The organism is Anaerotignum lactatifermentans, assembly GCF_014982935.1.
Lineage (GTDB): Bacteria > Bacillota > Clostridia > Lachnospirales > Anaerotignaceae > Anaerotignum > Anaerotignum lactatifermentans.
The window spans coordinates 15,973-38,506 of sequence record NZ_JADCKK010000008.1 but is presented as its reverse complement, the minus strand read 5'-3'; the positions used below and the strand labels follow the sequence as shown (position 1 = coordinate 38,506).

The 22,534-nt window shown below is 42.4% G+C and carries 36 protein-coding genes; all 36 read right to left on the bottom strand.

All coding sequences use genetic code 11. The features are described from left to right. Nucleotides 1-4 precede the first annotated feature (4 nt). Entirely contained in the window at nucleotides 5-355 is a 351-nt protein-coding gene (locus INF29_RS03470; protein ID WP_193484646.1) for a DUF6547 family protein, read from the bottom strand. A 133-nt stretch (nucleotides 356-488) separates the two neighbouring features. Then, the gene (locus tag INF29_RS03465) at nucleotides 489-1,043 is read right to left on the bottom strand and encodes an RNA 2'-phosphotransferase (RefSeq protein WP_193484644.1); all 555 of its coding nucleotides are present in this window, start codon (nucleotides 1,041-1,043) and stop codon (nucleotides 489-491) included. Nucleotides 1,044-1,073: 30 nt separating this feature from the next. Continuing rightward, entirely contained in the window at nucleotides 1,074-2,705 is a 1,632-nt protein-coding gene (locus tag INF29_RS15460; protein ID WP_193484642.1) for a hypothetical protein, read from the bottom strand. A 9-nt stretch (nucleotides 2,706-2,714) separates the two neighbouring features. Then, nucleotides 2,715-3,095 carry a DUF6966 domain-containing protein gene (locus INF29_RS03455; protein WP_243184081.1) on the bottom strand — a complete coding sequence of 127 codons (381 nt, stop codon included), beginning with the start codon at nucleotides 3,093-3,095 and terminating at the stop codon, nucleotides 2,715-2,717. A gap of 44 nt (nucleotides 3,096-3,139) precedes the next feature. After that, on the bottom strand, nucleotides 3,140-3,826 hold the full coding sequence (locus tag INF29_RS03450) for a hypothetical protein (protein ID WP_193484640.1): 687 nt from the start codon (nucleotides 3,824-3,826) through the stop codon (nucleotides 3,140-3,142). After that, complete coding sequence (locus INF29_RS03445; protein WP_193484638.1) at nucleotides 3,819-4,139, bottom strand: DUF6881 domain-containing protein; 321 nt, start codon at nucleotides 4,137-4,139, stop codon at nucleotides 3,819-3,821. Before INF29_RS03445 ends, INF29_RS03450 begins: the two co-directional genes overlap by 8 nt. A 10-nt stretch (nucleotides 4,140-4,149) precedes the next feature. Continuing rightward, a complete protein-coding gene (locus INF29_RS15290; RefSeq protein ID WP_243184080.1) occupies nucleotides 4,150-4,836 on the bottom strand; it encodes an Imm51 family immunity protein in 687 nt (228 codons plus the stop codon). After that, nucleotides 4,833-4,976: a hypothetical protein gene (locus INF29_RS14665; RefSeq protein WP_243184079.1), complete on the bottom strand. Its 144-nt coding sequence runs from the start codon at nucleotides 4,974-4,976 to the stop codon at nucleotides 4,833-4,835. The genes INF29_RS15290 and INF29_RS14665 overlap by 4 nt, the downstream gene beginning before the upstream one ends. A gap of 246 nt (nucleotides 4,977-5,222) precedes the next feature. Continuing rightward, the gene (locus tag INF29_RS03430) at nucleotides 5,223-5,624 is read right to left on the bottom strand and encodes a C-GCAxxG-C-C family protein (protein ID WP_243184078.1); all 402 of its coding nucleotides are present in this window, start codon (nucleotides 5,622-5,624) and stop codon (nucleotides 5,223-5,225) included. Further along, the gene (locus tag INF29_RS03425) at nucleotides 5,612-6,481 is read right to left on the bottom strand and encodes an NADAR family protein (protein WP_193484636.1); all 870 of its coding nucleotides are present in this window, start codon (nucleotides 6,479-6,481) and stop codon (nucleotides 5,612-5,614) included. Before INF29_RS03425 ends, INF29_RS03430 begins: the two co-directional genes overlap by 13 nt. Nucleotides 6,482-6,500: 19 nt before the next feature. Further along, on the bottom strand, nucleotides 6,501-6,743 hold the full coding sequence (locus INF29_RS03420) for a hypothetical protein (protein WP_175055096.1): 243 nt from the start codon (nucleotides 6,741-6,743) through the stop codon (nucleotides 6,501-6,503). Nucleotides 6,744-6,745: 2 nt separating this feature from the next. Then, entirely contained in the window at nucleotides 6,746-7,345 is a 600-nt protein-coding gene (locus INF29_RS03415) for a hypothetical protein (RefSeq protein WP_193484634.1), read from the bottom strand. 35 nt (nucleotides 7,346-7,380) lie between these two features. Then, nucleotides 7,381-7,980: a hypothetical protein gene (locus INF29_RS03410; protein WP_193484632.1), complete on the bottom strand. Its 600-nt coding sequence runs from the start codon at nucleotides 7,978-7,980 to the stop codon at nucleotides 7,381-7,383. A 42-nt stretch (nucleotides 7,981-8,022) separates the two neighbouring features. Beyond that, nucleotides 8,023-8,574: a hypothetical protein gene (locus tag INF29_RS03405; protein ID WP_193484630.1), complete on the bottom strand. Its 552-nt coding sequence runs from the start codon at nucleotides 8,572-8,574 to the stop codon at nucleotides 8,023-8,025. 14 nt (nucleotides 8,575-8,588) lie between these two features. Continuing rightward, nucleotides 8,589-10,070, bottom strand: coding sequence for a hypothetical protein (locus INF29_RS03400; RefSeq protein WP_193484628.1), 1,482 nt, complete (start codon nucleotides 10,068-10,070; stop codon nucleotides 8,589-8,591). A gap of 18 nt (nucleotides 10,071-10,088) precedes the next feature. Next, on the bottom strand, nucleotides 10,089-10,325 hold the full coding sequence (locus INF29_RS03395) for a hypothetical protein (RefSeq protein ID WP_193484626.1): 237 nt from the start codon (nucleotides 10,323-10,325) through the stop codon (nucleotides 10,089-10,091). A gap of 9 nt (nucleotides 10,326-10,334) precedes the next feature. Beyond that, nucleotides 10,335-11,297 (bottom strand): NTF2 fold immunity protein, encoded by a 963-nt coding sequence (locus tag INF29_RS03390; RefSeq protein ID WP_193484624.1) that lies wholly within the window; start codon nucleotides 11,295-11,297, stop codon nucleotides 10,335-10,337. A 25-nt stretch (nucleotides 11,298-11,322) separates the two neighbouring features. After that, on the bottom strand, nucleotides 11,323-11,676 hold the full coding sequence (locus tag INF29_RS03385) for a hypothetical protein (protein WP_193484622.1): 354 nt from the start codon (nucleotides 11,674-11,676) through the stop codon (nucleotides 11,323-11,325). 18 nt (nucleotides 11,677-11,694) lie between these two features. Further along, nucleotides 11,695-11,922, bottom strand: a complete 228-nt coding sequence (locus INF29_RS03380; RefSeq protein ID WP_207728110.1) for a hypothetical protein — start codon at nucleotides 11,920-11,922, stop codon at nucleotides 11,695-11,697. Continuing rightward, nucleotides 11,922-12,248, bottom strand: a complete 327-nt coding sequence (locus tag INF29_RS03375) for a DUF5713 family protein (RefSeq protein ID WP_193484620.1) — start codon at nucleotides 12,246-12,248, stop codon at nucleotides 11,922-11,924. Before INF29_RS03375 ends, INF29_RS03380 begins: the two co-directional genes overlap by 1 nt. A 1-nt stretch (nucleotide 12,249) precedes the next feature. Then, complete coding sequence (locus INF29_RS03370; protein ID WP_207728109.1) at nucleotides 12,250-12,540, bottom strand: DUF3192 domain-containing protein; 291 nt, start codon at nucleotides 12,538-12,540, stop codon at nucleotides 12,250-12,252. A gap of 14 nt (nucleotides 12,541-12,554) precedes the next feature. Then, nucleotides 12,555-12,965 carry a hypothetical protein gene (locus INF29_RS03365; RefSeq protein ID WP_243184077.1) on the bottom strand — a complete coding sequence of 137 codons (411 nt, stop codon included), beginning with the start codon at nucleotides 12,963-12,965 and terminating at the stop codon, nucleotides 12,555-12,557. A 203-nt stretch (nucleotides 12,966-13,168) separates the two neighbouring features. Continuing rightward, a complete protein-coding gene (locus INF29_RS03360; protein WP_193484618.1) occupies nucleotides 13,169-13,894 on the bottom strand; it encodes a DUF4241 domain-containing protein in 726 nt (241 codons plus the stop codon). Between the two features lie 15 nt (nucleotides 13,895-13,909). Beyond that, entirely contained in the window at nucleotides 13,910-14,647 is a 738-nt protein-coding gene (locus tag INF29_RS03355) for a DKNYY domain-containing protein (protein WP_243184076.1), read from the bottom strand. A 12-nt stretch (nucleotides 14,648-14,659) separates the two neighbouring features. Next, nucleotides 14,660-15,514: a YwqG family protein gene (locus tag INF29_RS03350; protein ID WP_193484616.1), complete on the bottom strand. Its 855-nt coding sequence runs from the start codon at nucleotides 15,512-15,514 to the stop codon at nucleotides 14,660-14,662. A 19-nt stretch (nucleotides 15,515-15,533) separates the two neighbouring features. After that, nucleotides 15,534-16,088: an SUKH-3 domain-containing protein gene (locus INF29_RS03345; RefSeq protein ID WP_193484614.1), complete on the bottom strand. Its 555-nt coding sequence runs from the start codon at nucleotides 16,086-16,088 to the stop codon at nucleotides 15,534-15,536. Nucleotides 16,089-16,118: 30 nt separating this feature from the next. Beyond that, complete coding sequence (locus tag INF29_RS03340) at nucleotides 16,119-16,874, bottom strand: hypothetical protein (RefSeq protein ID WP_193484612.1); 756 nt, start codon at nucleotides 16,872-16,874, stop codon at nucleotides 16,119-16,121. Nucleotides 16,875-16,899: 25 nt separating this feature from the next. Beyond that, complete coding sequence (locus INF29_RS03335; protein WP_193484610.1) at nucleotides 16,900-17,532, bottom strand: hypothetical protein; 633 nt, start codon at nucleotides 17,530-17,532, stop codon at nucleotides 16,900-16,902. A gap of 12 nt (nucleotides 17,533-17,544) precedes the next feature. Further along, entirely contained in the window at nucleotides 17,545-18,051 is a 507-nt protein-coding gene (locus INF29_RS03330; protein WP_193484608.1) for a DUF2004 domain-containing protein, read from the bottom strand. Between the two features lie 12 nt (nucleotides 18,052-18,063). Beyond that, a complete protein-coding gene (locus tag INF29_RS03325) occupies nucleotides 18,064-18,903 on the bottom strand; it encodes a DUF2262 domain-containing protein (RefSeq protein ID WP_193484606.1) in 840 nt (279 codons plus the stop codon). A gap of 14 nt (nucleotides 18,904-18,917) precedes the next feature. Beyond that, nucleotides 18,918-19,511, bottom strand: coding sequence for a hypothetical protein (locus INF29_RS03320; RefSeq protein ID WP_193484604.1), 594 nt, complete (start codon nucleotides 19,509-19,511; stop codon nucleotides 18,918-18,920). Further along, complete coding sequence (locus INF29_RS03315) at nucleotides 19,495-20,145, bottom strand: hypothetical protein (protein ID WP_193484602.1); 651 nt, start codon at nucleotides 20,143-20,145, stop codon at nucleotides 19,495-19,497. Before INF29_RS03315 ends, INF29_RS03320 begins: the two co-directional genes overlap by 17 nt. 11 nt (nucleotides 20,146-20,156) lie before the next feature. Then, entirely contained in the window at nucleotides 20,157-21,233 is a 1,077-nt protein-coding gene (locus tag INF29_RS03310; protein ID WP_193484600.1) for an ankyrin repeat domain-containing protein, read from the bottom strand. A gap of 99 nt (nucleotides 21,234-21,332) precedes the next feature. Beyond that, nucleotides 21,333-21,920: a hypothetical protein gene (locus INF29_RS03305; RefSeq protein WP_193484598.1), complete on the bottom strand. Its 588-nt coding sequence runs from the start codon at nucleotides 21,918-21,920 to the stop codon at nucleotides 21,333-21,335. Further along, nucleotides 21,896-22,306 (bottom strand): hypothetical protein, encoded by a 411-nt coding sequence (locus INF29_RS03300; protein ID WP_193484596.1) that lies wholly within the window; start codon nucleotides 22,304-22,306, stop codon nucleotides 21,896-21,898. The genes INF29_RS03305 and INF29_RS03300 overlap by 25 nt, the downstream gene beginning before the upstream one ends. Then, a complete protein-coding gene (locus tag INF29_RS03295; RefSeq protein ID WP_193484594.1) occupies nucleotides 22,303-22,515 on the bottom strand; it encodes a hypothetical protein in 213 nt (70 codons plus the stop codon). The genes INF29_RS03300 and INF29_RS03295 overlap by 4 nt, the downstream gene beginning before the upstream one ends. Between the last annotated feature and the right edge of the window lie 19 nt (nucleotides 22,516-22,534).

Sequence of the window (22,534 nt, the reverse complement as noted above, 5' to 3'; positions counted from 1 at the left end):
AAATTTATTCCGGCCATCGGTCTCCCTCGCATCTGCTGATAAAATCATAATGCAGGCTTTCAAAAGCATCATTGGGATAAGATTCTCCATCCTGATGAAGTTCTAATCCATCCAAATCCATCATTTCATTGATATACGCCAGCGTATCATGGATTCCAGCAATATGTTCTTCCTGAAGCATCTCTGCCAACATACTTTTTTGTTCAAGTGTCAAAGAAGAAAGGAATTTATTTTTTGCCTGATTGTCCTCTGTATGAGGAAAACTGCCTTCTAAAACCCATTTTGCTGTCACGCTATCCTTTTGTTCCACAAGACCATCAATAAATGCTTTATATAATTCTAATTCTTTACCCATACGCATCTTCCTCGTTTTACCATTATCTTTAAGAATTTATTTCGATTTTGTATTTTCAAAAGTTGCCTTCTATCATAATTAAATTTTTCAATCTCCAGACATAGATCAACTTGAAATACGAGTCGTATAATGTTTATTCTCCTAACCTTTTCAGATATTGTGCAGGAACCATCTTTGTCAGCCATACGCCATTGGCGGATAGAAGAAAAGTGTATCCCTCTTGTCGCATTTGCCCAGCATTGACCAGATAAATAACTGGTTTTCCATGTCTGCGTCCTACTTTTTCTGCTGTTTCCATATCAGGAGACAAATGAACATATAATCGGTTTCCGGGAAGTAACCCTTTTGCCTCAATGGAAGCAGAAAACCGTTCCGCTGTCCCATGATACAAGATTTCCGGCGGCTCCGTTACAGACAGCTCCACATCAACCTGAATGGAATGTCCTTGATTTGCTCGAATCTTGGTTTTGTCTTCATTAAAGGAATACCTCTGTTTGTTGTCTGTTCTTACAATTTCCTCCAAAACCTCAAAATCAATGGAATATTTTCTGCCAATACCTGCTAAAAGTTCTTCCACATTCGCCCAGCCGTTGGCATCCAGTTGAATTCCAATGACCTCTGGCTTATGCCGTAAAATCAAACTAATATATTTGCTGATTTTTGTTAAATCATAATTCTTCTCTTTCATCCCTATCCCTCACTGTTCACGCTCCGATTATCACTCCATCTCTATATGGACAACAGGTCTGTAAAAGTCGTAATCACCATTCAGTCTATGTTCCTCATGGACTTCTGGTTTACAATGTGGCGAACAAGGAAGAAACCCCAAGAACATCCCCAAACCACCACAGATATTACGTCCGCCATCACCGCCACAGGTAGTAAACGCATCAGCTTTCACCACTTCCCGCATATATGGATCATATGCAATGGATAGTCCAAAGAAGTTCGGTTCTTCCATATCGAAGGGTTTATCCTCCTCTTCCGGGCTTTCAAAATGGTGCAAGTGCATAGAGTAGTCCAGCCCATCTCCCCAAGGAAACAGGGTTCGACTTCCACCACCACATAAATAAGCCCATTCATCTGCTGTAGGCAGCGAGAGCCCCTGCTTTTCTAGTTGCTCCAGAAGAGAGTCATAATCCATTGGGTTATAAAGCCAAATCTGAAAGTCCTGTTCTGTTCGTTCCATGCGCACTGACTGATGTATGGTAAGACTGTCAAGGTCGCTCCATACAAAATCACGGAAATTTTTCAGCCAGTCAGGATGAGCGGTCAATCTGGGATCGTCCATTTTGACTGGCTCCCAGCATAATTCTTCCAGCTTCCGTCCAACCAACATGGGGCTAATGGTTACTTGCCGAACGAAAGCCATACTTCCCCGAATCATCTCATTCGGATCGCACTCCATCTCCCACTCCTGAAGCAAATAGTTCAGTTCTTCTTGGCTATCCTGATTCAGTCCTACGGCATACTGTTCCCACCCCAGTGTGACAGTATCACCGGGAACAAAAACAAACTCTCGGCTGTCTTTCTGGAATATTCCAGTGGTGCAGCTCTGACCCCATCGTTCAAATGTATGTAGACCAAGAAAAGTTATATCATAACGAGCAGCCAGACTCTCCATCAACGCCTGCTTCTCGGTAGTTTCCATTTGATCAAATTTGGCACGAAATAGTTTTTCATTCAAAGCAAGTCTTCTTTCTATTTCTTTTGCATATTCCATCAGATATCTTCGACCATCCTTTTTCGCCCATTCTAAATATTGCGGCAGCAAACTGGAATGAATAGAATCCAATGAGAAGAGAACTGCAATACGCTGGTATTGTTGCAGTTCAGCTGTATAACAATCTCGTTTCCAGAACAGCGTGGCAAATTTCTCCACACAATCAGGACGCAAACCTGGCATTGCCATAAGCGCTCGCCTGCTTACGTATTCATGAGGATCATTTGCAAAATCCAAGATGAAGTCTTTTACTTCTTGGCTACATTCACATTCAGGTAAGTAGGCGGCAAATTGCCATTTTGCCTCGTTCTCATTGGATGTTACAGCAAACCGACAAAGGCTTTCAAACCAGTTCGCATGCAGAGTAGTTTCGTATATAAGGCTTTCACCTTCGTTATCCCTTGCGATCAAGTAAAGCATCTCATTCAATAGAATGTCGTCTGCTGTTTCTGCATCCATTTTATTAAGCACATGACAAAAAGCATAGTAAGCGTCATTCCAGTCTGGATAATCGACTTCCCATTCGCCGCCAATCTCCTCAGTAGTTATTCCGGGATAAGTAGTTTCCTGCCATTTATGAAATTTTTTTGCCTGCTCCAGCAGACACTCTCGTACACCCTTTGGCATATACTCACCTCACATTTTATCCAAATTTTCTTGCAAATCTCCCTGCCGTAAATGGTTTATAATGGCTCGATTCAGTTCTTTATGGGGGTAGTAGACTGCCTGCCCAATATCATGGAGACACTCTTTCATCAATATCTCTGGAGAAATTCCTGCCCTTTTGCCATAAAGATGACCAAAAGCATAACAAAATGACTTGAGAAAACCGAAAATATAGTCGTGATCTCCACGCATACTGGGCAGGTCATCGAAAGATCCCATCCCTCCATATGCTCGAAGATGATGGGCTACCTCACGATGCTGAGTCCAGTCCTGAATATCTCGCTCCAGCCAGTCAATCCAATTTTTGAATTCCGGGTGGTCTGCCTGTAGAATTGACTTCAGACAAATCAAAGCCTCAGTATAAATATCTGTCTATTTCATCAGATTTCTCCTCACTATTCTCCAAAATGCTCCAAGTACAATTCTCGTACTGAATAAGGACCCACAAGAGTCGTTTCCTGTCTGCCATCCCAGGAATATACATGAATCTTGCCCTCGTCCCCAATATATTGCTGATCATCAAAAGATGCAGGAAAAGGGAAACTTTCCACAATGCTCCAGTCGATCTTGGATTTCAGCCCATCAAACTCTTCTCTTTTGAGCCTCTTGAAGTTAAATACCAATGCTGCCCCAATTCCATCAAACAGAAAATCTGCGTATTCTCTGGGGGTGATGTTCTCGCTCACATTAGCGGCATCAATATTGACATCCAGAACCTTATTGCCGCAGCTTGTCCAGATTTTGTCGGGAGAGAACCAGGTGGTGCGTTCCTCAGCGTCTGCAAAGTCCTCACGGAGATACCATCCGTTTGTGCTATTCGGCGTGACGTCTTCCCGAAGCTGCCCGTTATACGGGGAAAGCGGATAATATTTGTGCCGAACAGGATCAAATCGTTGAAAAGCAATTTTCAGCAGATACCTCTGCTTTTCGCTGCGCATGATCTTATGGGGTTTCACGATATTTTCTTCGATCAAACTCCAAATGTACTCATCCACATGGATGGATACACGGGGACGACCAAATAGTGTAATTTTGTTGTTGTCTGTATTCACATTGAGCCAGATACGATTGATCTCAGCCATTGTTATTCCACCTTTCTCTAAGTACTCCGTCATAAAAGCGTCTCTCCCAGATAGCCTCAAATTCAGCCTGCTCTATGATACAGGCATAGAACTCCTCGCCCCATATATGTGTATTAAATTCTTCCACGGTAGGAATGGGCATGATCTCTATCACACCGTCATAGAGATCAGCAATATTTTTCGTATGTCTGTCTGCAAAAATATCAATGGAACGGAGTGCCAGACGCTCGTTTTCTGTGTCAACTTCATAGAGAATGATAGGTGGTTCTCCCTCTGGTGCATCCTTCCAAAATAGTTTTATATACTCTGTCATAGTATTTCCCTCATTTAAACCAATGCCATCCAGTCATGGTGCCACTTTTTTCATCCAACTGTATAGCAATATCATAATTTCCCTGGCACCCAAGTAAGGCTACGGGCTGGTCATATTCCACAATCAAATCATAGAATGCGACTGCAGTAGAAGAAAATTCGGATGGAATCTTCAATACAGAAAAAGGAACCAATGATTGCATATCTAAAAATATAATTTCTGTTTTGCAGCATTTTATTATAATCCCAGTTTGCGTGACTAGTTCCTTTACCTCATTTATACCAAGATATATCTTCATAGTTCTTTCATCATCGCAGGCAGCTCGAATCATTTTAGCCAGCATCATTAAATCGTCAATATATTGGGAATACACGCAAAACACATCTTCGTCGGAATCGAAGTGAAACAAATCTACACCACTATTGTTTTCCTCAAACTCTCGAATCACACCTCTGACAAGCTGTTCCCAGTCCTTGCTACTACCTGTCAATCCCAACCGACTGAACTGTTCTATCCTAAATTTATCACTGATTTTTAGAAGAAGAGAAATCGCATAAGGGTGATGAGGTATGAGAAAGAATGGCTCAATCTGCTCTGGCTTCACCCATATTTTGAAAGGTGGGCGTGGATCAGGTATCCAGGGCAAAATTTCCCATTCTTCATTTCGACGATTTCCATATTGGTTAAGATCTTTCATGGTTTCACCACCTGTTCAAGTTTCTTTCTGCATTTCTCAATATGTGATTGTTTGGCAGCAATAATCTCTCGAACCATTTCCACATCGATATGAAGTAATAAAGCAATCTTCTCAATGGACATCCCATCCGCTGCCATCATACAGAGAATCTCCTTCTGGGCAGAAGCTTTGCCAGCAGCAAAACCGGTATCATAGTCGTGAGACATTAGGGCAAAGAATTGCTTTGGTGTAAGGGTGGAAATCAGTTCCTACTGATAGAAAGCATCTCGATTTTCATATCTACCTCTCTCCATAAAAACAACCTCATGAAAACCAGAATGGATAGATTTCCAGCAATTTTGTCAATTCACAAGCATCTGTGAATAGCCATGACCTCCTGACAGAATCTATTCCAGTTTCTTTGCGATTCCCTCCACGATGTAGTGACAAGGATTTTCATACCCCTGCACTTCCAATCCCTGCAGTTCTACACAATGCAGTGTACCAAAGGATGTCAAAACATAATCCGTTAATGCACAGATCATCTGATAGCCTTCCATATTATCTACATCTGTTTCTCCATCTTTTGCAGTCATCAAACCAATGATTCCAACAGCTACCGTAAACGCACCGCAACAAGACTGTTCTGTCTGCATACCCAGTCCCATCACAGAAAACATTCGTCTGGTTTCTTCACTAAGATTCAGACCGTAATACTCATTACATGCTTTGAACATTGCTTCGGCACAGGTTAGCTCTGTACCAATATGATATTGATTGACTAATTCATATAATTTCATCTTTCCCATACTGTCCCCCAATCACATAACATCTCATTTTTTCTAACTCTGTGCAGTTCATCTCGTACTTCCATCAGCGCAAATCCCAGAAGATTTTCACCACGCCACTGAGAAGGATTTTGCGCCTCTGGCATATCCGCAGACAGCTGAATCCCCCAGATACGATCATAAGGACTTGCTTCCACCAAAACGCTGTCTCTTGTAGAAAGAAGAAACTCACGTAGTTCTCGATTCTGGCTGAACTTGCACCAGTTCCCATTCAGCACAATGGAGTATTTAAACTTATCCCATACGGCTTGGTCGAAGCCTCTCACCTTACGTCCCAGTGTCTTGATTTGTTTAGGGTCGCTACATGCTAGGATCTCCTTACGCCTCTCCTCGTCGCCAAAAAGCTGGGCTTTGCCAGCCATCATATATTGTTCCATGTAGAGGTAAGAATCAACCATAGTATAGAAGTCCTCCATCCACCACTGACTGAGGCAGCTCTTTGTAATGCTGCCATCCTTCGAAGGCTGGTGCCCCCAAAACAAACAGAACTCTCGCTTTCTTCCATCTGCGACCTCCTGCTGGAGCCATTGCTTTGTGTATTTTGGCTGTCCTTTCGGTTGCCATACCTCTACAAAGAAATCTCCATGTTCCAGCACCTCACTGCTATCCTCGTTATCCCACCAGCCTTTCCATGTAATAGGTTCAGGAAACAATGTTTTATATTCTTTCAATTCTTCCGAAGAAAGAGTATCTAGCCAATCTCCAAATCGATATATGTAATCCTCCCCATACCCCATACGCCAGCCGATAGAATATCTCTCTATTTCTGGAAATGCCAGCCAGGGAGGAGGCATTATTTTCTTATCTTTCCATAACATGACACTTCATCCCTTCCAGTTAGATATTGTCCAGTTCTTTCATCACATCCAAAGGAAATCCATCCATGGATGTGATTTGTGCCAATTCTGTTTCAGTCAAATTTTTCAGGAAAATGCAGTATTCATCTGGATATCCGCCGACAAACTCCATTTTGGGCATTCCAATTTGCTGAGGGTCAGTAATCCATAGACAAGGTTCTCCTGTTGCCCAAAATCGTGTCAGTATAAGCACCTGACCTTTGTAAAGTACTTTCTGTTCCATCCTTATTCCTCCTGCATCTTTTCCAGCAGTTTTACAATACGTTCTCGATTCTTTGCGGTTTTCATGAAGGTAGGAAGATGGTCAGACTGGGTCTTTTTCCCTCTTCCCATCGGCTTTTCCCGCAGGTCGGCGCTAAGATAATCAATCAGATAGGTAAGATGCTCCCGGTTAATTGCCCAGATTGGCTTTCCTTGAAAAGATGTAAGAAACCACAATTCCAAACCAAACCACGGTTCCTTTCCCTTATTGATTTCAGCAGCATAGGAAAATGCTTCCACCGTCTTATGTACTTTCCCTGACATCATTGTTCCACAGTAAGGACATTTCACATGAAGAGCGGAAAAGTGCTGCTTTGCTGGATCTTCAATATCCACCCGATAGTATCGCCCACAGTTCTTGCATTGGTTATGAACATCATAACGATGCACGGTTCGTTCTTTCTCTGCTTGATAACCACAGTTGGTACATTTAAAATAAGCACTTTCCTCGTCAGCAGTTACCATACCCATACCATGACATTTTGGACACTTTACCTGTATACCTGTGGTAAAAGCACTATATACGCTATGGGTAAAATAAGGTTCGTCTTTGATTCGTTTCATGGGTTCTTACACCCCCTCTCTGTTTTTCGTATATGTTATAACTTGAACTTAATCTGTTTCAAATCCTTAGCTTTGATTGTGAGATCAAAAACTCTTTTTTCTATTTCTGATATAGTGTTGATATACTCTTGCGATGCTTGTATCCGTGTAAGATATTTCAGGTATCGATCCAACTGACTTAATGCTCGAGTTCTGTACTTCGCAATTTCACCAAGCTGCCAATAATCTTGACCTGCCATGTAATCATTTACATTTATCTTTTGTACGGTTTTCACATCCAAAGCACTATGTTCTTCTTTTTCTATTTTGATGCAGAAGAGCATATCCTCAATAGAAAAACGTATGCCACGTTCACAAAGAAAACGCAGTTCATCAAACAAGTGATTTTCAACAAAATGCTCTGCTAAGGGTTCAAAAATTACATCATCTGTATACCAACCTCCATGGGCACAGGAAATGAGTTCTCGATATCGTTTTTCTGCAATCCACTGCTGCAACATATGTTTCAAGCCTACCATCCAAGCATCTAATCTTGCTTTTGTTTCTTCAGGACTGTCATAGGCAGTTCCATAGCAGGGCAGATCATTGGCTTTCAGCCACTTGGTTACTTCCTTGCTAAATTTTGTATAGCTCAATGTATTGCCCTCCATTCATATTTTTTCAACTTCTGTCTGCTGTTACGGATCAACAGATAGTGTTTTCTTCATGTCCGCCAAATCCTTTTCATCTAGACCGTATGCCTGTTCAATCAAATTCCCGTACCGAGCAATATACTGTAAAAATTGTGACTCACACTGTAAATCATACAGCAGTAAGCATCCGTTGTGGAATACAACCGGATCAGGTTCTGCCTTTTCTTCCTCGACCACTGCCATACGAAGCACCTCATCAGCAATGGCAAGCCGCTCCGGTTGGCATTTGAGTTTTAACAGTGCCATTCGTGCACATGCAGCAACCTCATCCTTTTCCTGCAGGGCAATCGCTGTTAGTTCTTTCTTGAGTAAGATGATGGCTTTTTTATCCCACATCTCAGTGCTGTGCAGAAAATCTACCACCAGCAATCTTCTATGAAGATCTCGATTTTTCCAAGAGCCAAGTTCCATCAACAAATCCTTTTGCTTCACCTGATCCGGTTCATTAACCCAATCAAACAGCTTGGCTCGAAAAACCTGATATGCCGACATCATTTCTATCCATGTCGAGCTATGATCTTTGTCGAACTCTATCATACATCTCCATCTCCTCAAAAATCCCGCAGTTCTTCAAACTTTTCAATCAGGGTAGCTTTTTGGAGTATACCGTCTGGCAGCACATCCAAAATGCCACACAAAGCCATATAAATTTCATCTCGTTCTTCTGTTTCGATAAAACCCATTTTATTAAAAGTCTGTGTATAAGAAGTCACCGCCTCCAGCGCCTGATTCTGTGCGTTTGCGTCAGACTCAGCAGCCAGTTTCAAGAGCTGAGAACGAGTCTTACGGTACTGATTTGCTGCCTTTTTTGCGGCAGATGCAGGAATATGTTCCGCACCATCCCAGTTTCGGAAAGGGTTATCCAAATTTTGTGCCAGCCATTCTGGTTTTCGAGCTTTTGTAATCCGCAGACTCATTCCTTTTTTGCCTTTCCAAAGTTTTTTTGCCATTTTCGCTGCATCCTCCGGCAAACTGGTCATCCAAAACCATATAAGCGCAGGCATCTGTTCCGGAGTAGGAATATCATCTGCTGTAAAGCCAAACAGATCGTACGTCGAAAAATCTGTCAGTTCCCGAAACTCTCGCACGGCGGAAAAGTTCCTCAGATTTCCCGGTGCACCCCAGAGCCGTAATTCCTTCAAATGAGGATGAACAGAAGATATGCCGTTTAAATCAAAATCCTTCAGGCGAATTCCGTGAAGTCCCGATAGATTCGGCAGTTCTGGATGAGGACGGTATTCGCCAATAAATTGAAGTGTCAGTCGCCTGCCATCACCATAGGCGTGAATAATGCAATCGTCCAGAGCCTCGTTCTGAAACAGAAGCTGCTCCGCTTCCTCACCCAGCCATAATTCTTTCAGACCGGTCATATCCAACATTAGCTTTCTGATGTTGGTGCCTCGTAAATCAAGTGTCCTCTGACCGTGGTTCAGCAAAGTCAGTTCATCAAGGAATGGGTTTTCCCGCAAAAACTTAAGCAGATCAGGATGCCACCGCTCACAGATGAGATCCGAAAGACAGGGCAGCACCTTTAGTTCCATCGCAGAATCAAATGGTGCGTACCGGTCCATCACCCGATGGCTGCTGACCTTCACCGGGGTACCGCCTATTTCAGTTATCCTGTCGCTTTCCGTGGCATCCTTGAAGGCTCGCCTCCGTTCCTCTGGGATGGTTTGCCATCTAATCTGAAGGTACACATCATAGCCGTCATTCCAGCAGCCGTAAGAGCGACAAGGCTCGTTGGTGAAGGAAGTAAGTGTGCCCACTAACGTATACTGAGATGGAACTTCTATGGGCACCCGTAACAGGTGCAGTTTACGGGACCAGTACATGAAATCCATATAGAGGGGACGAAGAAGAGGTAGTTCCTCCGCTGTCAGAGGGACGTTACCTACCCAATCCAGAGAGAGGATCACCGCCCATGACTGATCACTCACCGTGTCCGGCGGTGCAATATATACCACCTGACAGGCGGTGTAGCGTTCAAGGTATTTGTTATAAACTGTATAAACATCTCCAGCTTTTGCCTTCATAGTCATTCCTCCCTTTGTTTATGGATGAGTTTCCAGATAGAATCCCCACACGCAGTTGGAAAACTCACCAGCGGCAAAACATCGAATCTGTCCCCCAATTTCTGTCTGCCAAATCTCAAAGATATGATCCTGACCATAAATAGGATCTTGTACTTTTACCCGCTTGCCGGTACTTTTCCAATCATAATCAAATATGTTCACATCAAACAATTTACATTGTCCATTCAGACCTGTTGTTTCAAATTTCCAAGACATTTTATTTCCTCACAATCCGCTCCTCTGCCAGCCATCCAACCGTTCCTGCAAAGCATCGATTTTCCATCTTTCATCCACTCGTTTCATGAGGAAACGACGTTCAAACCCTGTGTTTTTCGTTTTTGTGTAAATATAAATCTTATTCTTTGTCAGCTGTTCCGCATCTATAAACACTTCTTGGCTGTAAGTCCCTGTGGGGCTGTAAGAAAGCGCCAAAGGACGATATCCCAGTCGTGGCTTTTCGCTGACGTACTGTTCCCAAATATTCAGCAGACTTGAGTTTACTTCTTCATCCTCAAACCCTTTTTCGGATACATATTTTTCCCACGCAGTCATGGCTTCAAAAAAGTCTTTCAATATCTTCTGACATTCTTCCGCAGCCTGCTCATCCAACTTCACCGATTTTTTTGCCTTTTCTCTCTGTAATTTTGAGAAGGTTTCCATTTGTTCCTGGGTAAACTGTTCCTTAGAAACTGGCTCTATCCTTGTATGCTCCGCAATATTAATAAGTCCCTCATAAGTAACTGCCGTATGGTCAATCTGGATATGTGTAAGTTTTGGAATAGAAGCCGCCTGCATCAAACCATCGTCATTCAGTCCTGTGTGATTAAGTGTCAGCAAATCAATTTTACATTCCCCCATCACAGATAATCCGCTTCCAGTGATTTGACTGTTGCCGTCAAGGAGTAAATAACGCAGCTTTGGCATCGTTGCAAACACAGAAAAACAGGCATCTGTTAATTGACCATATTCCACACCGAAATTCACCATATTTTTAGAGCCAGTAAAAGGCATCAGCAATTTGTCTGTTACAGGATTGTTTTTCACATAAAATCCTACTGGCTTATACCCTGCCAGTTTCTCCATGATTTCCGTGGTCAGTTCCGGAAGCTCCATGGTTTTTTCTCCATCGAATGTTAAAATACCATTTTCCCACCGTATGGTTCGTGCACGCTTTGGAAATTCTGTCATTATGATTCTTCCTTTCGTAGAGAGGTCAGCTTTGCTCCACAAAGCGCACCTGTTTTCCTCCAATTTCAAACTCCAGCTTTACTGCATAGTCATCTGCCCAAGAGTAGCACTTGTTGAGCAGTGCTAAAATGAGTTGGTCTGGTTCTTCATCAAAAGTCACTCGCAAAATCACAGACCAATCTGCATATTCTGCTTGGAATACTTCACTTTGTGTGTGATTCAGGTATCCCTCCATCTTATCCAGCAGCGCTTTTTGCGTTTGAGGAGAACCATCAATAAAGCCATTGCAGACCAAAACCATTAAAACTTCTTTGGTTTCGCTCTTCTCCGCCAAAATGTCGATTTTTTTTAAATCACCGAACATGTCTTCTATGGTCATCGTTCTCACCAATTCCTTTCACGGTTCGTTTTCTCTCATATTTTTTAAGTGTGTTATGTAGTCACTTTCAGAGCCGTCCCAATAGCAATGGATACATCTGCCATTTTGAAAATGATGAGGGCAATTTGGATAACCATAGAGAATATGAGCACATTCTGGGCAAAGCGCCATCATTTGAGAACTTCCTTTGATAAACAGGCTGCCACACTCATCACAAACAGCAAATTCCTTTTTCTGAATCTCCATTACCAGTCCCTTTCTCGGATAGCCTCCTCTATATCAATGGGAATATCAAACCATTCCAAAATATAAGCCACAGTTACTCCAATACAGTCTCGTGCTACTGTTTCAATCTCACTGTCATTCTCGTCAAATTCCTCCTGTAAATCATTGATGCCACAAACTGCTTCGTCCAGTTTTTCCTGTACAACTTCTATATCTGTTTCACCGCTTTCCAGCAAGTCAATGACTTTCTGGAGTTCATCTTTTACTTTATCTACCAAAAAAGTGGGATAGTAATCATCATTGTACATCTCGTCCAAAAGTTTATAGTTGGTGTCAAATGGTTTCATTTTACTTTCCTCCTTCTTTATCGTCTGGCGTTATACTCAAATCAATTTCTTCATCGCTATAAATCAAATAGAGTCCATGACGGTTTTTCCCATCAAAATGCAGTTCAATATCTCGATATTTGAGGATCAAAGGTTTTCCGCCACTTTTCATGGTTGAAACATCATCTGGTTCACCAAATATATCCATAACCTCATCCTGCGACATTTTGAATTTGAGTGGTGTGATATCTTGCGAATTCTGCAATATTTGATTCCGCCATATATTTATTTTTTCTTGTTTTTCCTTTGCCAATGGAAACTCCTTTTCTATTCAAACATCAGACCGTATGACTCAGTAAGACTTCCATCATCCTCATGGAAAACACACTGGTACAAGGGTTGTCGCTGTGTCGCTTTGCGGAATCTTTCCGAAATGGGAACCAGTTCCTTATCCGTAGCAATGCCAAACGCATCGGAAATCTGCCGCAAACTATCTACATCAATGTCTTCCAAATTAACGCTGCGCTGCTTCTGCCCATATCCTTCCAATGTTTTGGAATCCACATACTGGTTTGCATCACAGTAATCCTTCCAGCAAATACAGCTCACTAGCAGAGAAAAGAAATCATCCATGTTCTCAGCCAGGTGCCCTGCCTCCCCTTCACTACTGTAATAGCCAATGGAACCATCCTCCAACAGGTGATATTCTCCACCAGAGCCATCTCTGGCAAAAGCCATACCGGGCAGGGTGAAGGTTGCTCGATCGTCTGCATCATCCCTTTAGGACAACTCATCCAGTAGGAAAAAATCAAAAAGAGAGTCAAATTTTTCTGCCAACTCAGGATCTTCGTGCAGTATTTTCAAATAATCCATAAAATGCACCCCTATTCACAGCATTGAAGTATCTTCAAACAAGATAAAAAACTTGTTTCTCTCACAATTTATTCATCGTACTCTTCTGCAACATCAATAAAATGAACATACACACCGCAAACATTTCCTTCCGCATCATAGCCAAAATAGGACGGATATACGCCATCTCCCCAACCGGATGCAAAAATAGGCAGATTACAGTCTGTATTTGGGATGTTCCAGTTTAGCCAGTCCCCATATTCACTTTGATACTTCGGATATTTTTCTGCATTTTCCTCTAACAAATCACAAAACAAATCGTTGTAAGGGTCAATGTCTGGATCTTCTTTCAGACGTTGTTCCCAATATGACCTGAATGCTTCTTGTGCTTTCACATCCGCAATACATCCCATTCCTGCATCCACACCAAAACCAAAAAAGGAATCTTCTTCCAGTTCTTCATCCAAATTTTCAGTTCCCATCATTCCCAATTCATAACGTACGGGTTTCTGCTGACTGATTTCTACTTTTACACAAGCATAGCGATCCCCATATTTTTCACTTGGTACTACACAGATTTTTACTGGATAAGTCCCTGTTGGAATGGTCTGCATAAAAGGGTCCATATCCTCCAGCTCAATCAATGGATCACAGGCGAACATCGTGCCTGTAGGAAAAGATACATCCCCAATTTCCAGTACATCAACGGTAGTTTTTCCGATTTTCTTTTCTGTGAAATAGGCATCTAAATCTATTTTACAGGTCAATTTTTCTTTCACTGCTTCATATTTTTCCATCCACTCTTTTGTAGGCATTGTATTTCCTCCTTTTTATTGTCCTTGCATTATTTTATGCAGCCTTTCCAGCCATATGGTTTCTTCTATGATCTCATCATTCTGGTAAAAATGGTATTTATCACGTGCCAGATGGTCAGCAAGGGGAGCAACTTCCAACGGGGTACATACAGTGAAGCTTTCTCTGTCAGCCCCTTTCATCTCTCGATTGAGGTAATACACACGCTTGTCATCGTAAGAATACCAATGAGGAAGCAATTTCCATGAAGTCAAATCTGCTTTGGGAAGCTGTTTTCCGTAAGCATAAATCCGTTTGCTATCTACGGCAAAAAAAGTATCTCCTAATGAGCGAAAAGTGGAAACTTCTACTCCCTTGATAATTTTCACCTTGCCATCTCCGTTGTGAAAGTAGACCTGCTGGCTGTCCTTTGCATATCCCTGCGGCGCACCTGATTCACACTGACCGTTGTCCAACACCTGAAAGGTTTCTAAATTTACACCGAAAATTCTTCCGCTAGTGGTATAGACTGCCGTTTTATCTATTGCATAAGCATAGTTTAACACTCGAAAAGATGCGGGATCTGCTCCACGCAGACGAACTCCTCCCATAAAACATGCTGTAGAGGATTTACCCCAGTAATGCCAGCAATGAAAGTCTTCGGGTACTACACCTTTCAATATCGTGTTTTCGTATAGACCTGAAAAATAAACATATCCATCCCGAAGAAAGAACTCGTTTTCAATCGGTTCTGTGTTCACAATAGGCTGTATCATTTTGATTTTCCCTTAACAACACTGAAGAATCAGCCAAATGTTATCAAAACGGCGTGCTTTTAAATCTTCTTTGGTAATGTAGAAATAGATGTGACCGCAATCTCCAAACATCAATTCAAAATCATCACACTCCACTGTATCCAATTGAAGCAAAAGCATCCAACGATCTTTGGCGGTTTGCTCTGCTTCCTGACGAATGTCCTTTGGAATTTTTCTCCATCCTTCCGGATTGCCCAGATAGTACCCTTTTGCGGCAATATCACATTCTTCAAACATACTGTTCTGGATCACATCTGGCCAGCCCAATAACTGAGAACGATCCGGCAAATCCTCCTCATCTTCTCCCGTCAATTCTTCCCACGCAGTATTGAAAGCTTCATCATCGTCATCATCTGGAAACGCTTCTGTGAAATCCTGCCAAGATGGATAAGAAGGTTTTTGTGATAATGCTATTTTTACCATAGGCAAGATAAAATCCTCCTCCATATCTGCCGGAAACTCTGCTGCTGACAGTGTGGAAATATCTTCAAACCAGTACACACGAGCACAACCCCTATCTTTTGGATCAAATCCCCAACACATGGAATCCAATTCATAGAAAAAAGAAAGTAATCCATGATCCGGCAGAAGGTGTTCGGCATCATATTTTGCGAAATCCGCACAGTTAAACTGCGCCAGAAAAGAAAGCGGACGCTCTTTGACTACATGATCATAGCTCTCTCCCATGTAAGTAGGCCAAATGAAATCTGACGGTACATCAGGCTGACCTCCAAAGCGAGTTGCGCCCAATTCATATACCGCATTGTCTTGTATTTTTAGTTCAATGCTGTTTTTTGCCATTGACTCTAATTTTTCTTTGATATTCATATTCGTTCCCCCTTCTTTTTCAAATCTTTCCATCCAATGCCTCAACCGTTTTCATGGCAGCGGAATCAAATTTACACTGTCGCAGTTCTCTCTCAATCAAAGCAAATACATCAGGAAAACACTCGATTTCATCCTGATACTCATATTTCGCATATAGTTTTCCATGCTCCGAAATCCAGACTTCTGCAGGATAATAGTAGCCGATATGTCCGATGGGCTGACAACACTCACCTGCCACTTGTTCGATTTCTGCCAGCCTATCCCCCGTCATGTCCCGAAAATAGGCATCCTCCAAATGATTTTTGATACCGTTGACAAGATAAGGAAACAAAGCAAATTCAAAATCCGCAGCCCAATTCATCTTTTTCTGTTCCAAATACCACTGACAGCACAGACCAAAATACTTGCGGTAAAATCTCTGGGTGGTTTTCATCATTGGAACACCATGTGCAGCGTAATACTGCTCCGCAATGGAGATATCAACTTTTCTCCCTTCCTGCCACCCGGCATATTCCATGAGTTGGTTGACTTTGCTTTTGAGGTCGCCGGAGACTGAAATACGTTCTTTGATCATGGCAAAATCCTCCTTTTTCTTTGCATTTCATCACAAAGACAGCCATGTGGTTAAATTACTGATTTCTTCACAGAGCAACGCTGATTTCCCTGCGTCAGAAAATGCCTTTTGGATTTGACCATATCGCCGTCCAGAACGATCTACCCGTTCTAAAGCTGCCCCTTTCAAATTCGGAATCGCCATTACAGCTTCTGCCAATCTTCCAGCTGACAGCTTATCCGCAATCAAGGAAGCGGCGAAGTAATGCAGATTGCTGTGAGAAAGTGCCGTCAAATCATTTAGTTTATGTAATTCATAAAGTTTCATAGCATAGAGGTTTTGAAACTGCCCCAGATTAGGCAGGGTTTGCACTGCCGGAAGGGATTGGAGATATAACTTTTGCAAATGGTCCGCAGGCATCAATAAAGGCGAAATATCTTCTATTTTGCGCATTTCTTCCAAATGGAGAAATGTAATGCCAGAAAGCAGCGGCGTGACGTCCCCGTTCTTTTCTCCCCGCAGATGAAGATATCGCAATTTCGGGAGGTGAATGTTTTCCCAGAAAACAGGTGCAGAAAGCCAAAGCGTCAGATGACGCAGCTGTTTCAGCTCTGAAAGAACCTCCACACCTTCACATTTTTCCATTAGAAGCAATTCTTCCAGATTGGGATACGCCTGTAAAAAGGATACATCCACCTTCCGTTCTCCGGTAACAGAAAGACATCTTACCGCTTCTGGTTCCAATCCATGCAGGTCGATTTTTTCACCGCCGTGCCAGAAAACAGCGGTACAAAAATTTTGATCCATATTGCTTCCTCCTCACCTCCACAAATCATAGATCATTGGGATACCCAATTCTATCCAGTCCAGCTTTGATTTCATCCCATTCACTACGTTTCGGATTCAGAGCTAAAATCATCTCTTTTGTTAAGGGTACTCCTTCACAAAGCTGACCTACAACTTCCAGAGGCAAGTCAGCGGAATGCCATTTGCCATACTCCACATAAGTCTGTGGATTGCCATCAATCATGGAAAGCAAATCTTCAGAAGCATCCTTACCATTTATGGGATTACATTTCCAAGTAGCTCCATCTTCTGTCCAGACACAAAAAGTGCTTTTCATCTTCTTGACTTCGCGGCTATGCATCAGTTTTTTCAAAACAGGCGGTATCCCCTCTGTCAATTCATCAATGTTTGGAAGTTTTTCCTCCCAGTCATAAAGCTCCGAATCCACGCCATTGATGACACAGCCTTCAGGTGCAAACATGACAATCATACTCTGGTCACTGCCATCGGTGGCAAAAAAGGCTTCTTTACCCTTTCTCCATGTGGGATTGTATGTATAATGGCGAATGAAGCTCCATTCTTCTTCCAGCATGATGATATCCAGTGCCGCCAGTCCTTTGCAGAAATTCTTTAATCTTCCTACGTCAGGTAATATTGACAAATCTTTTGTTGAAAGCATCATTTACTCCTCTCAACTTTCATGGGTAATTTCAACAACTTCTTTCTCCAAATTAAAATAAACCACCAGCAGTTCATCTGTAAGTTCCGGGTTAAAAGAAAAATCCAGAATAAAAACTTGTTGATCCATTTCATCATCGATACAGCTTCCAAATCGTTTTAACTGTAAATCATCCACCATATCCACAAAGGACAAAGTTGACAGATCTTTACCCGGAAACAGCGCCGCTGCTGTTTCTGGATCCACCTCATCCCGATGGAATTCCATAAAGAACGACACCATACCATACTTTTGGTGGTTTTCATCAGATAAAATTTGTTTCAATGTTTCTTTCGCTTTCTCCGCAAGGGATTCCGCTTCGTCCAGCATCTGCCCTACAACATCCATGGCTTCGATATTTTCTGTCAATTCCTCGTCCAACACATCAAAAATAAATGGCAGTCCCGTATCTTCTGGAAATGTAAAGATCTCTTCACCTGGCTGATATTCAAAGTTCACTCGTTTACTGTTCAGTCTCATAGCCGTGCCTCCTTATCCTTCTATGTTAGTGCCTATAATTCCCTTCTTCAAAGAACCATAGATTGTCACAGCATGATCGGCAAACATCTCATCACAATCGAAAAAGGCAGTAAAACTACCGCCAGATGTAACGGTCAATTCAGTCATAGATATGCGTCGTGCAAATTCCTCCTCCGTAATTGGATTCATTTTCGCATCACGTGAGTTTTCCTCATCTTGGGTAAGCCAATCGTTTGCCAATTGTGTAAGTTCATTCGCCGCAAACTCCCGCATTGACTTATTCCAATTTTCCATATCAACAACCAACTTTTTGGCAGCTGTACGTGCTCGGCTCCAAGAAGATTTGCTTTCCGGATTCACTTCAAGGGATAATATCACTTCCGTACCACACCATGAAACAGCACCTTCAAAAATGTCAAAATCCCGATTCAACTGAAGAATACCCAGAACCTTATCTTCTATGATGACAGGCTTATTCCTCTCGTCCAGAATAGCCTGAAGCTCAGGACAGTCCTCATGGGCTTTGACTACTTCAGAGATACACCAAGGACGCACCACCAGACTCTTTGCCCATTCTTCTTTCATTCGACGAATCTTCAGGCGGCAGATCTGCTCGTTTCGAAAGCGTCCCCAGCCCTTTTCACCGTTCCGATCCTCGTCAGTAACCGGCCAATCCAAACGTACCTCTTTAGTGCTGACCTCACCGGTGTCACAGAACATTATCCCCAGTGTCACAACGGTCATTTCCCAAAATTTGCCTTTCCAGTCATATCCGCCTCCTATGCAGCGATTGATCAGAGCAACTACTTCCTGCTCCTCGGACTCGTACATTTCATAAAATTCTTCAAACATATAGAAATCCTCCTTTATAACACAGCCAAAATAGCAGTGATTTTAGGGGCAAATTTTTCTGATACTTCTTTTTCTAAAGCACTGCGATAAGCCAGTATCGCCTGCCAAGAATAGTAATAGAAGCTGTAAAAGAGGTCATCAGGGAACACCTCATCCTCCTCGTATCGCATCTCATCCTCTTCTTCGTCGTACTCCTCTGACCACAAATATTCTTCTTTCAGCATATCAGAAAAGAATGGCAATGGATCAGCGTGTTCCATCTCATCCCCATCGTGATAGCACTGGAGAATACAGTTGAAAAAGTCTAAAAGCTCGTCTGCAAGGAAATTGGCAATGGGGTTCTGTTCGCTCTTATTCAAAGCTTCTATTAAAATACGGCTCATAAATATCATTCCAAAAGGTGTTCCATGCCAAAAGGTGCTTTGATGCTCCATATTTGTGGTAAGCGCATAAAGAGCACTTTTCACTGCATTCAAGTCATTCATTTCCCATAGAGTCTTAAAATGTGTCGGAAAATCTGTGCCTCGTCCATAAGCAGTCGTCAATCTGTGCCACGGAACATCAGCAACTGTTATGTTCAGAATATAAGTTTTATTTTCTTCTGTCATGACACTCCCCTCCTGATTCTGTCATCAAACTTTGATATTCCTTCTCCAATGCGTTGTACCATCTTTTTAGCATCGTTTCCAAACTGGTTTTCCCATTTCGATCTGTAAAAACAAGAAATTTTTGCAGAAGTCTTGGAAATAGATATTTGCCAGCTTCTGTCAAATCCTGATTGATATAGACCATCCGAAGGATGCGATTTTGTCGATCTAAAGGATTCTTTTTCAACAGTTTCTTTTCAAAGCAAAAGCGCAAGAGCACTACATTTTCATCGTAAAAGTCCTCCACTACAGCCGCACCAATGCTGGTATAGGTGATGTCATACACTAGGCGTTTCCAGTCAAATTTCTCCGCATAGAGCAGTTTCAGTGCCTTCTCCCAGTGTTCCTCCGGAATCACCAGCATTCTGTGTTGTGCAGTGCTGGAATAGCCTCGATATACGGGTTCAGGGTATCCCAACAATTCGCTCACACCATCGGTGTAAACGAAACACAGTTCCTCATCGAACAGACCGCCAATAAAGTTGCCGTTGCAGTATAGCATATAATTCTTGGACTTCGCCGGAGAATAGGAAAGGTTGCATTCCTGCGAATCCAGGTTTTTATGTACCTTGTTCAGAAAGTCTATCGATGTCATATCAATTCTCCTTATTCTTCAAACTCACCCTCGATCATTCCATTCAAATACCTACCGGGATTGGTGATGAAGTCATCCCATTTTGCCAGAGGATGAAATTCTTCGTGTTCGATGTCCAGATACCACAGCTTTTTGTCCCTTGGGTTCCACAGTAGGAGATAGTCGCTGTAGTTATCCATCTGCACCATCAGGGAGAGTAGCTTCTTCCGTTTCCAGGTTATCTCTTGCACATCCATGTAGGAATACAACTCTGCCCATTTCACCCATTTTTGTTCCGGGAACTCTAGCCGCAGGGGACCAGTTTTCAAGTATTCCACTAGCTTGGCAGGCAGTTTGTATGGCATGAGCTGTCGGATCTTTTCCTGCTCGTTGTGCCATTCCTCTGGTTCCAGGGTCTTCAGGTAATCGGCTAGCTCCTGATTTTTGTTCTGCACCGCCACGGTGTAAGGTCGGTCACCGTATTTGTCTGCAATGGTGATGTCTGCTCCTTGCTCAATGAGCCAGCGCACCATGGGGAGATTTTTGTGTCGGACAGCTTCGGTAACAGCGGTGGAGGCGTTTGGAAACACCATGTTTGGCTTGTGGTAATTGATGTCCGCACCTTTTTTCAAAAGCAGCTCTGCCAGTTTTCGATCACCATCTGACACAGCAGCACGAAAAGCTTCTCCACCGTACTGTGCAACTAGAATACCTGCATTTTCTAAAACAGAGATATTTTCTAATCGTTTTCCCCATCGAATTTCCTGAAACAAACGAGACTTTTCTTTCTGATTCATTTTCTTCGCCTGTCCAAGAAAAAGTTCTACAATTTCAGGTCCACACATTCTCACAGCTGTATGTAAAATCAAGTTTTCAGCAGCATCTGGGTTTGCACCATGTTCCAGCAAAAACTGAATCATAGACAAATCGTTTTGATATACAGCTATTTCTAAAGGGACTACTTTAATGTATTGACTCAACGCAATGGGATCATTGATGTTCCAACCATTCTGGAGCAATTTTTTCAATTTCGGTATATCTTTATCATAAACTGCCGCTGCTTCTTCTGGAATATGTTCCCAGCGACCAAGAGTTCCTATTTCGTACATATCATACCTACTTTCTTTTTTGTTTTATGGAATGAGGAATAATTCTTCCCAATACCAAACCCTCTCCAACAGCTGCTGCATCGTCCTAATACTTTTCTCCTATCCTACAATTGTGGTTTCCTCCACAATCAAATTTTCAAAATCCATAGCAATTAGCTTTTTAGCAGCTTCCGAGGTACACATGAACCAAGTGCTTATCCCCCAAGAGTCCCTCCTTGTTACAGTAAAGAAATCCGTTTCAGGTGGCATAGGATTTCTTGCATCAATATAATAATCAGAATAGAGATATACCAAATCTACTTCACAATCTGGCAGCCACTTGGCACGGCGTACACGAGGTCTTCCATTTTTCAGTGTCTTTTCTCTGGGGTTCTCAAACCATTCCAGCTCTTTGATTTTCAGACCAGTGAAAATATTCATGAGTTTCTGGGCAATCTGACGGTGAGTAAATACACCACAATTCCAAGACCCCATCAGCCATGTCATGATGAAATCACCCACTTTACTGCCTGGAGCAGGTGGTCCATAGACGCTTTCATCCGCCCACATAACCTCCATTTTTTCACACTGATCTGGTCTGGGACAAGTTTTCTTATTGCCATAGCGGTACATAATATTCACATAGCCAAAGTCCTTGCCTGCTCTGTCATGTCCGTTGGCTTCTACTTTAAAAGCAGTGATTGACATTGTATTTCCACCTCCTGTGCCAGTACAAATCCACATAATCCAAGTGAGGCGTCAATAACGAACACACGAATCTTCTCCTGGTTCATTCGCTCCTTTAGTTCTTGGAGGCTGCAACAAGCAGGAAAACCATAAGAAATGGTTCTATCCAACAGTTCTTTATACAATTCAAAAAATCCGTCCACACTGATTTCATCCATTCCAAAGAGAATATTGTCCTGAATCATATTCTCAAACCAGTGTGCAAACAAACCCGAAAAGCAAATGGATACCCTTTCTCCATCCTCATTCTGCGTATCTATATGCATGGTATTGGATGCAAAGTCTGCACAGTAACGCAGAATTCTGTTGTCGTGCAGACAATCAAAAGAACAAATTAACGTATTCACAGGGATTCCTCCTCGTCTATCAGTTGTTCCTGCACTTCTTTCGGCAGTTCATTCCACAAAATATCGTATGTAAACTCCCGAATCTCTGGATAACACTCTTGTGCTGTCTGTTCTGCAATCTCTCTGTCCAAGTAGTGCATCTCTTGATGGAAAAACCAGTTTAGCTTTTCCATAAGTCGGTAAAGGCGGATTTTTTCTTCTTCGGTCATAGAGTACCTCCCTGGATTG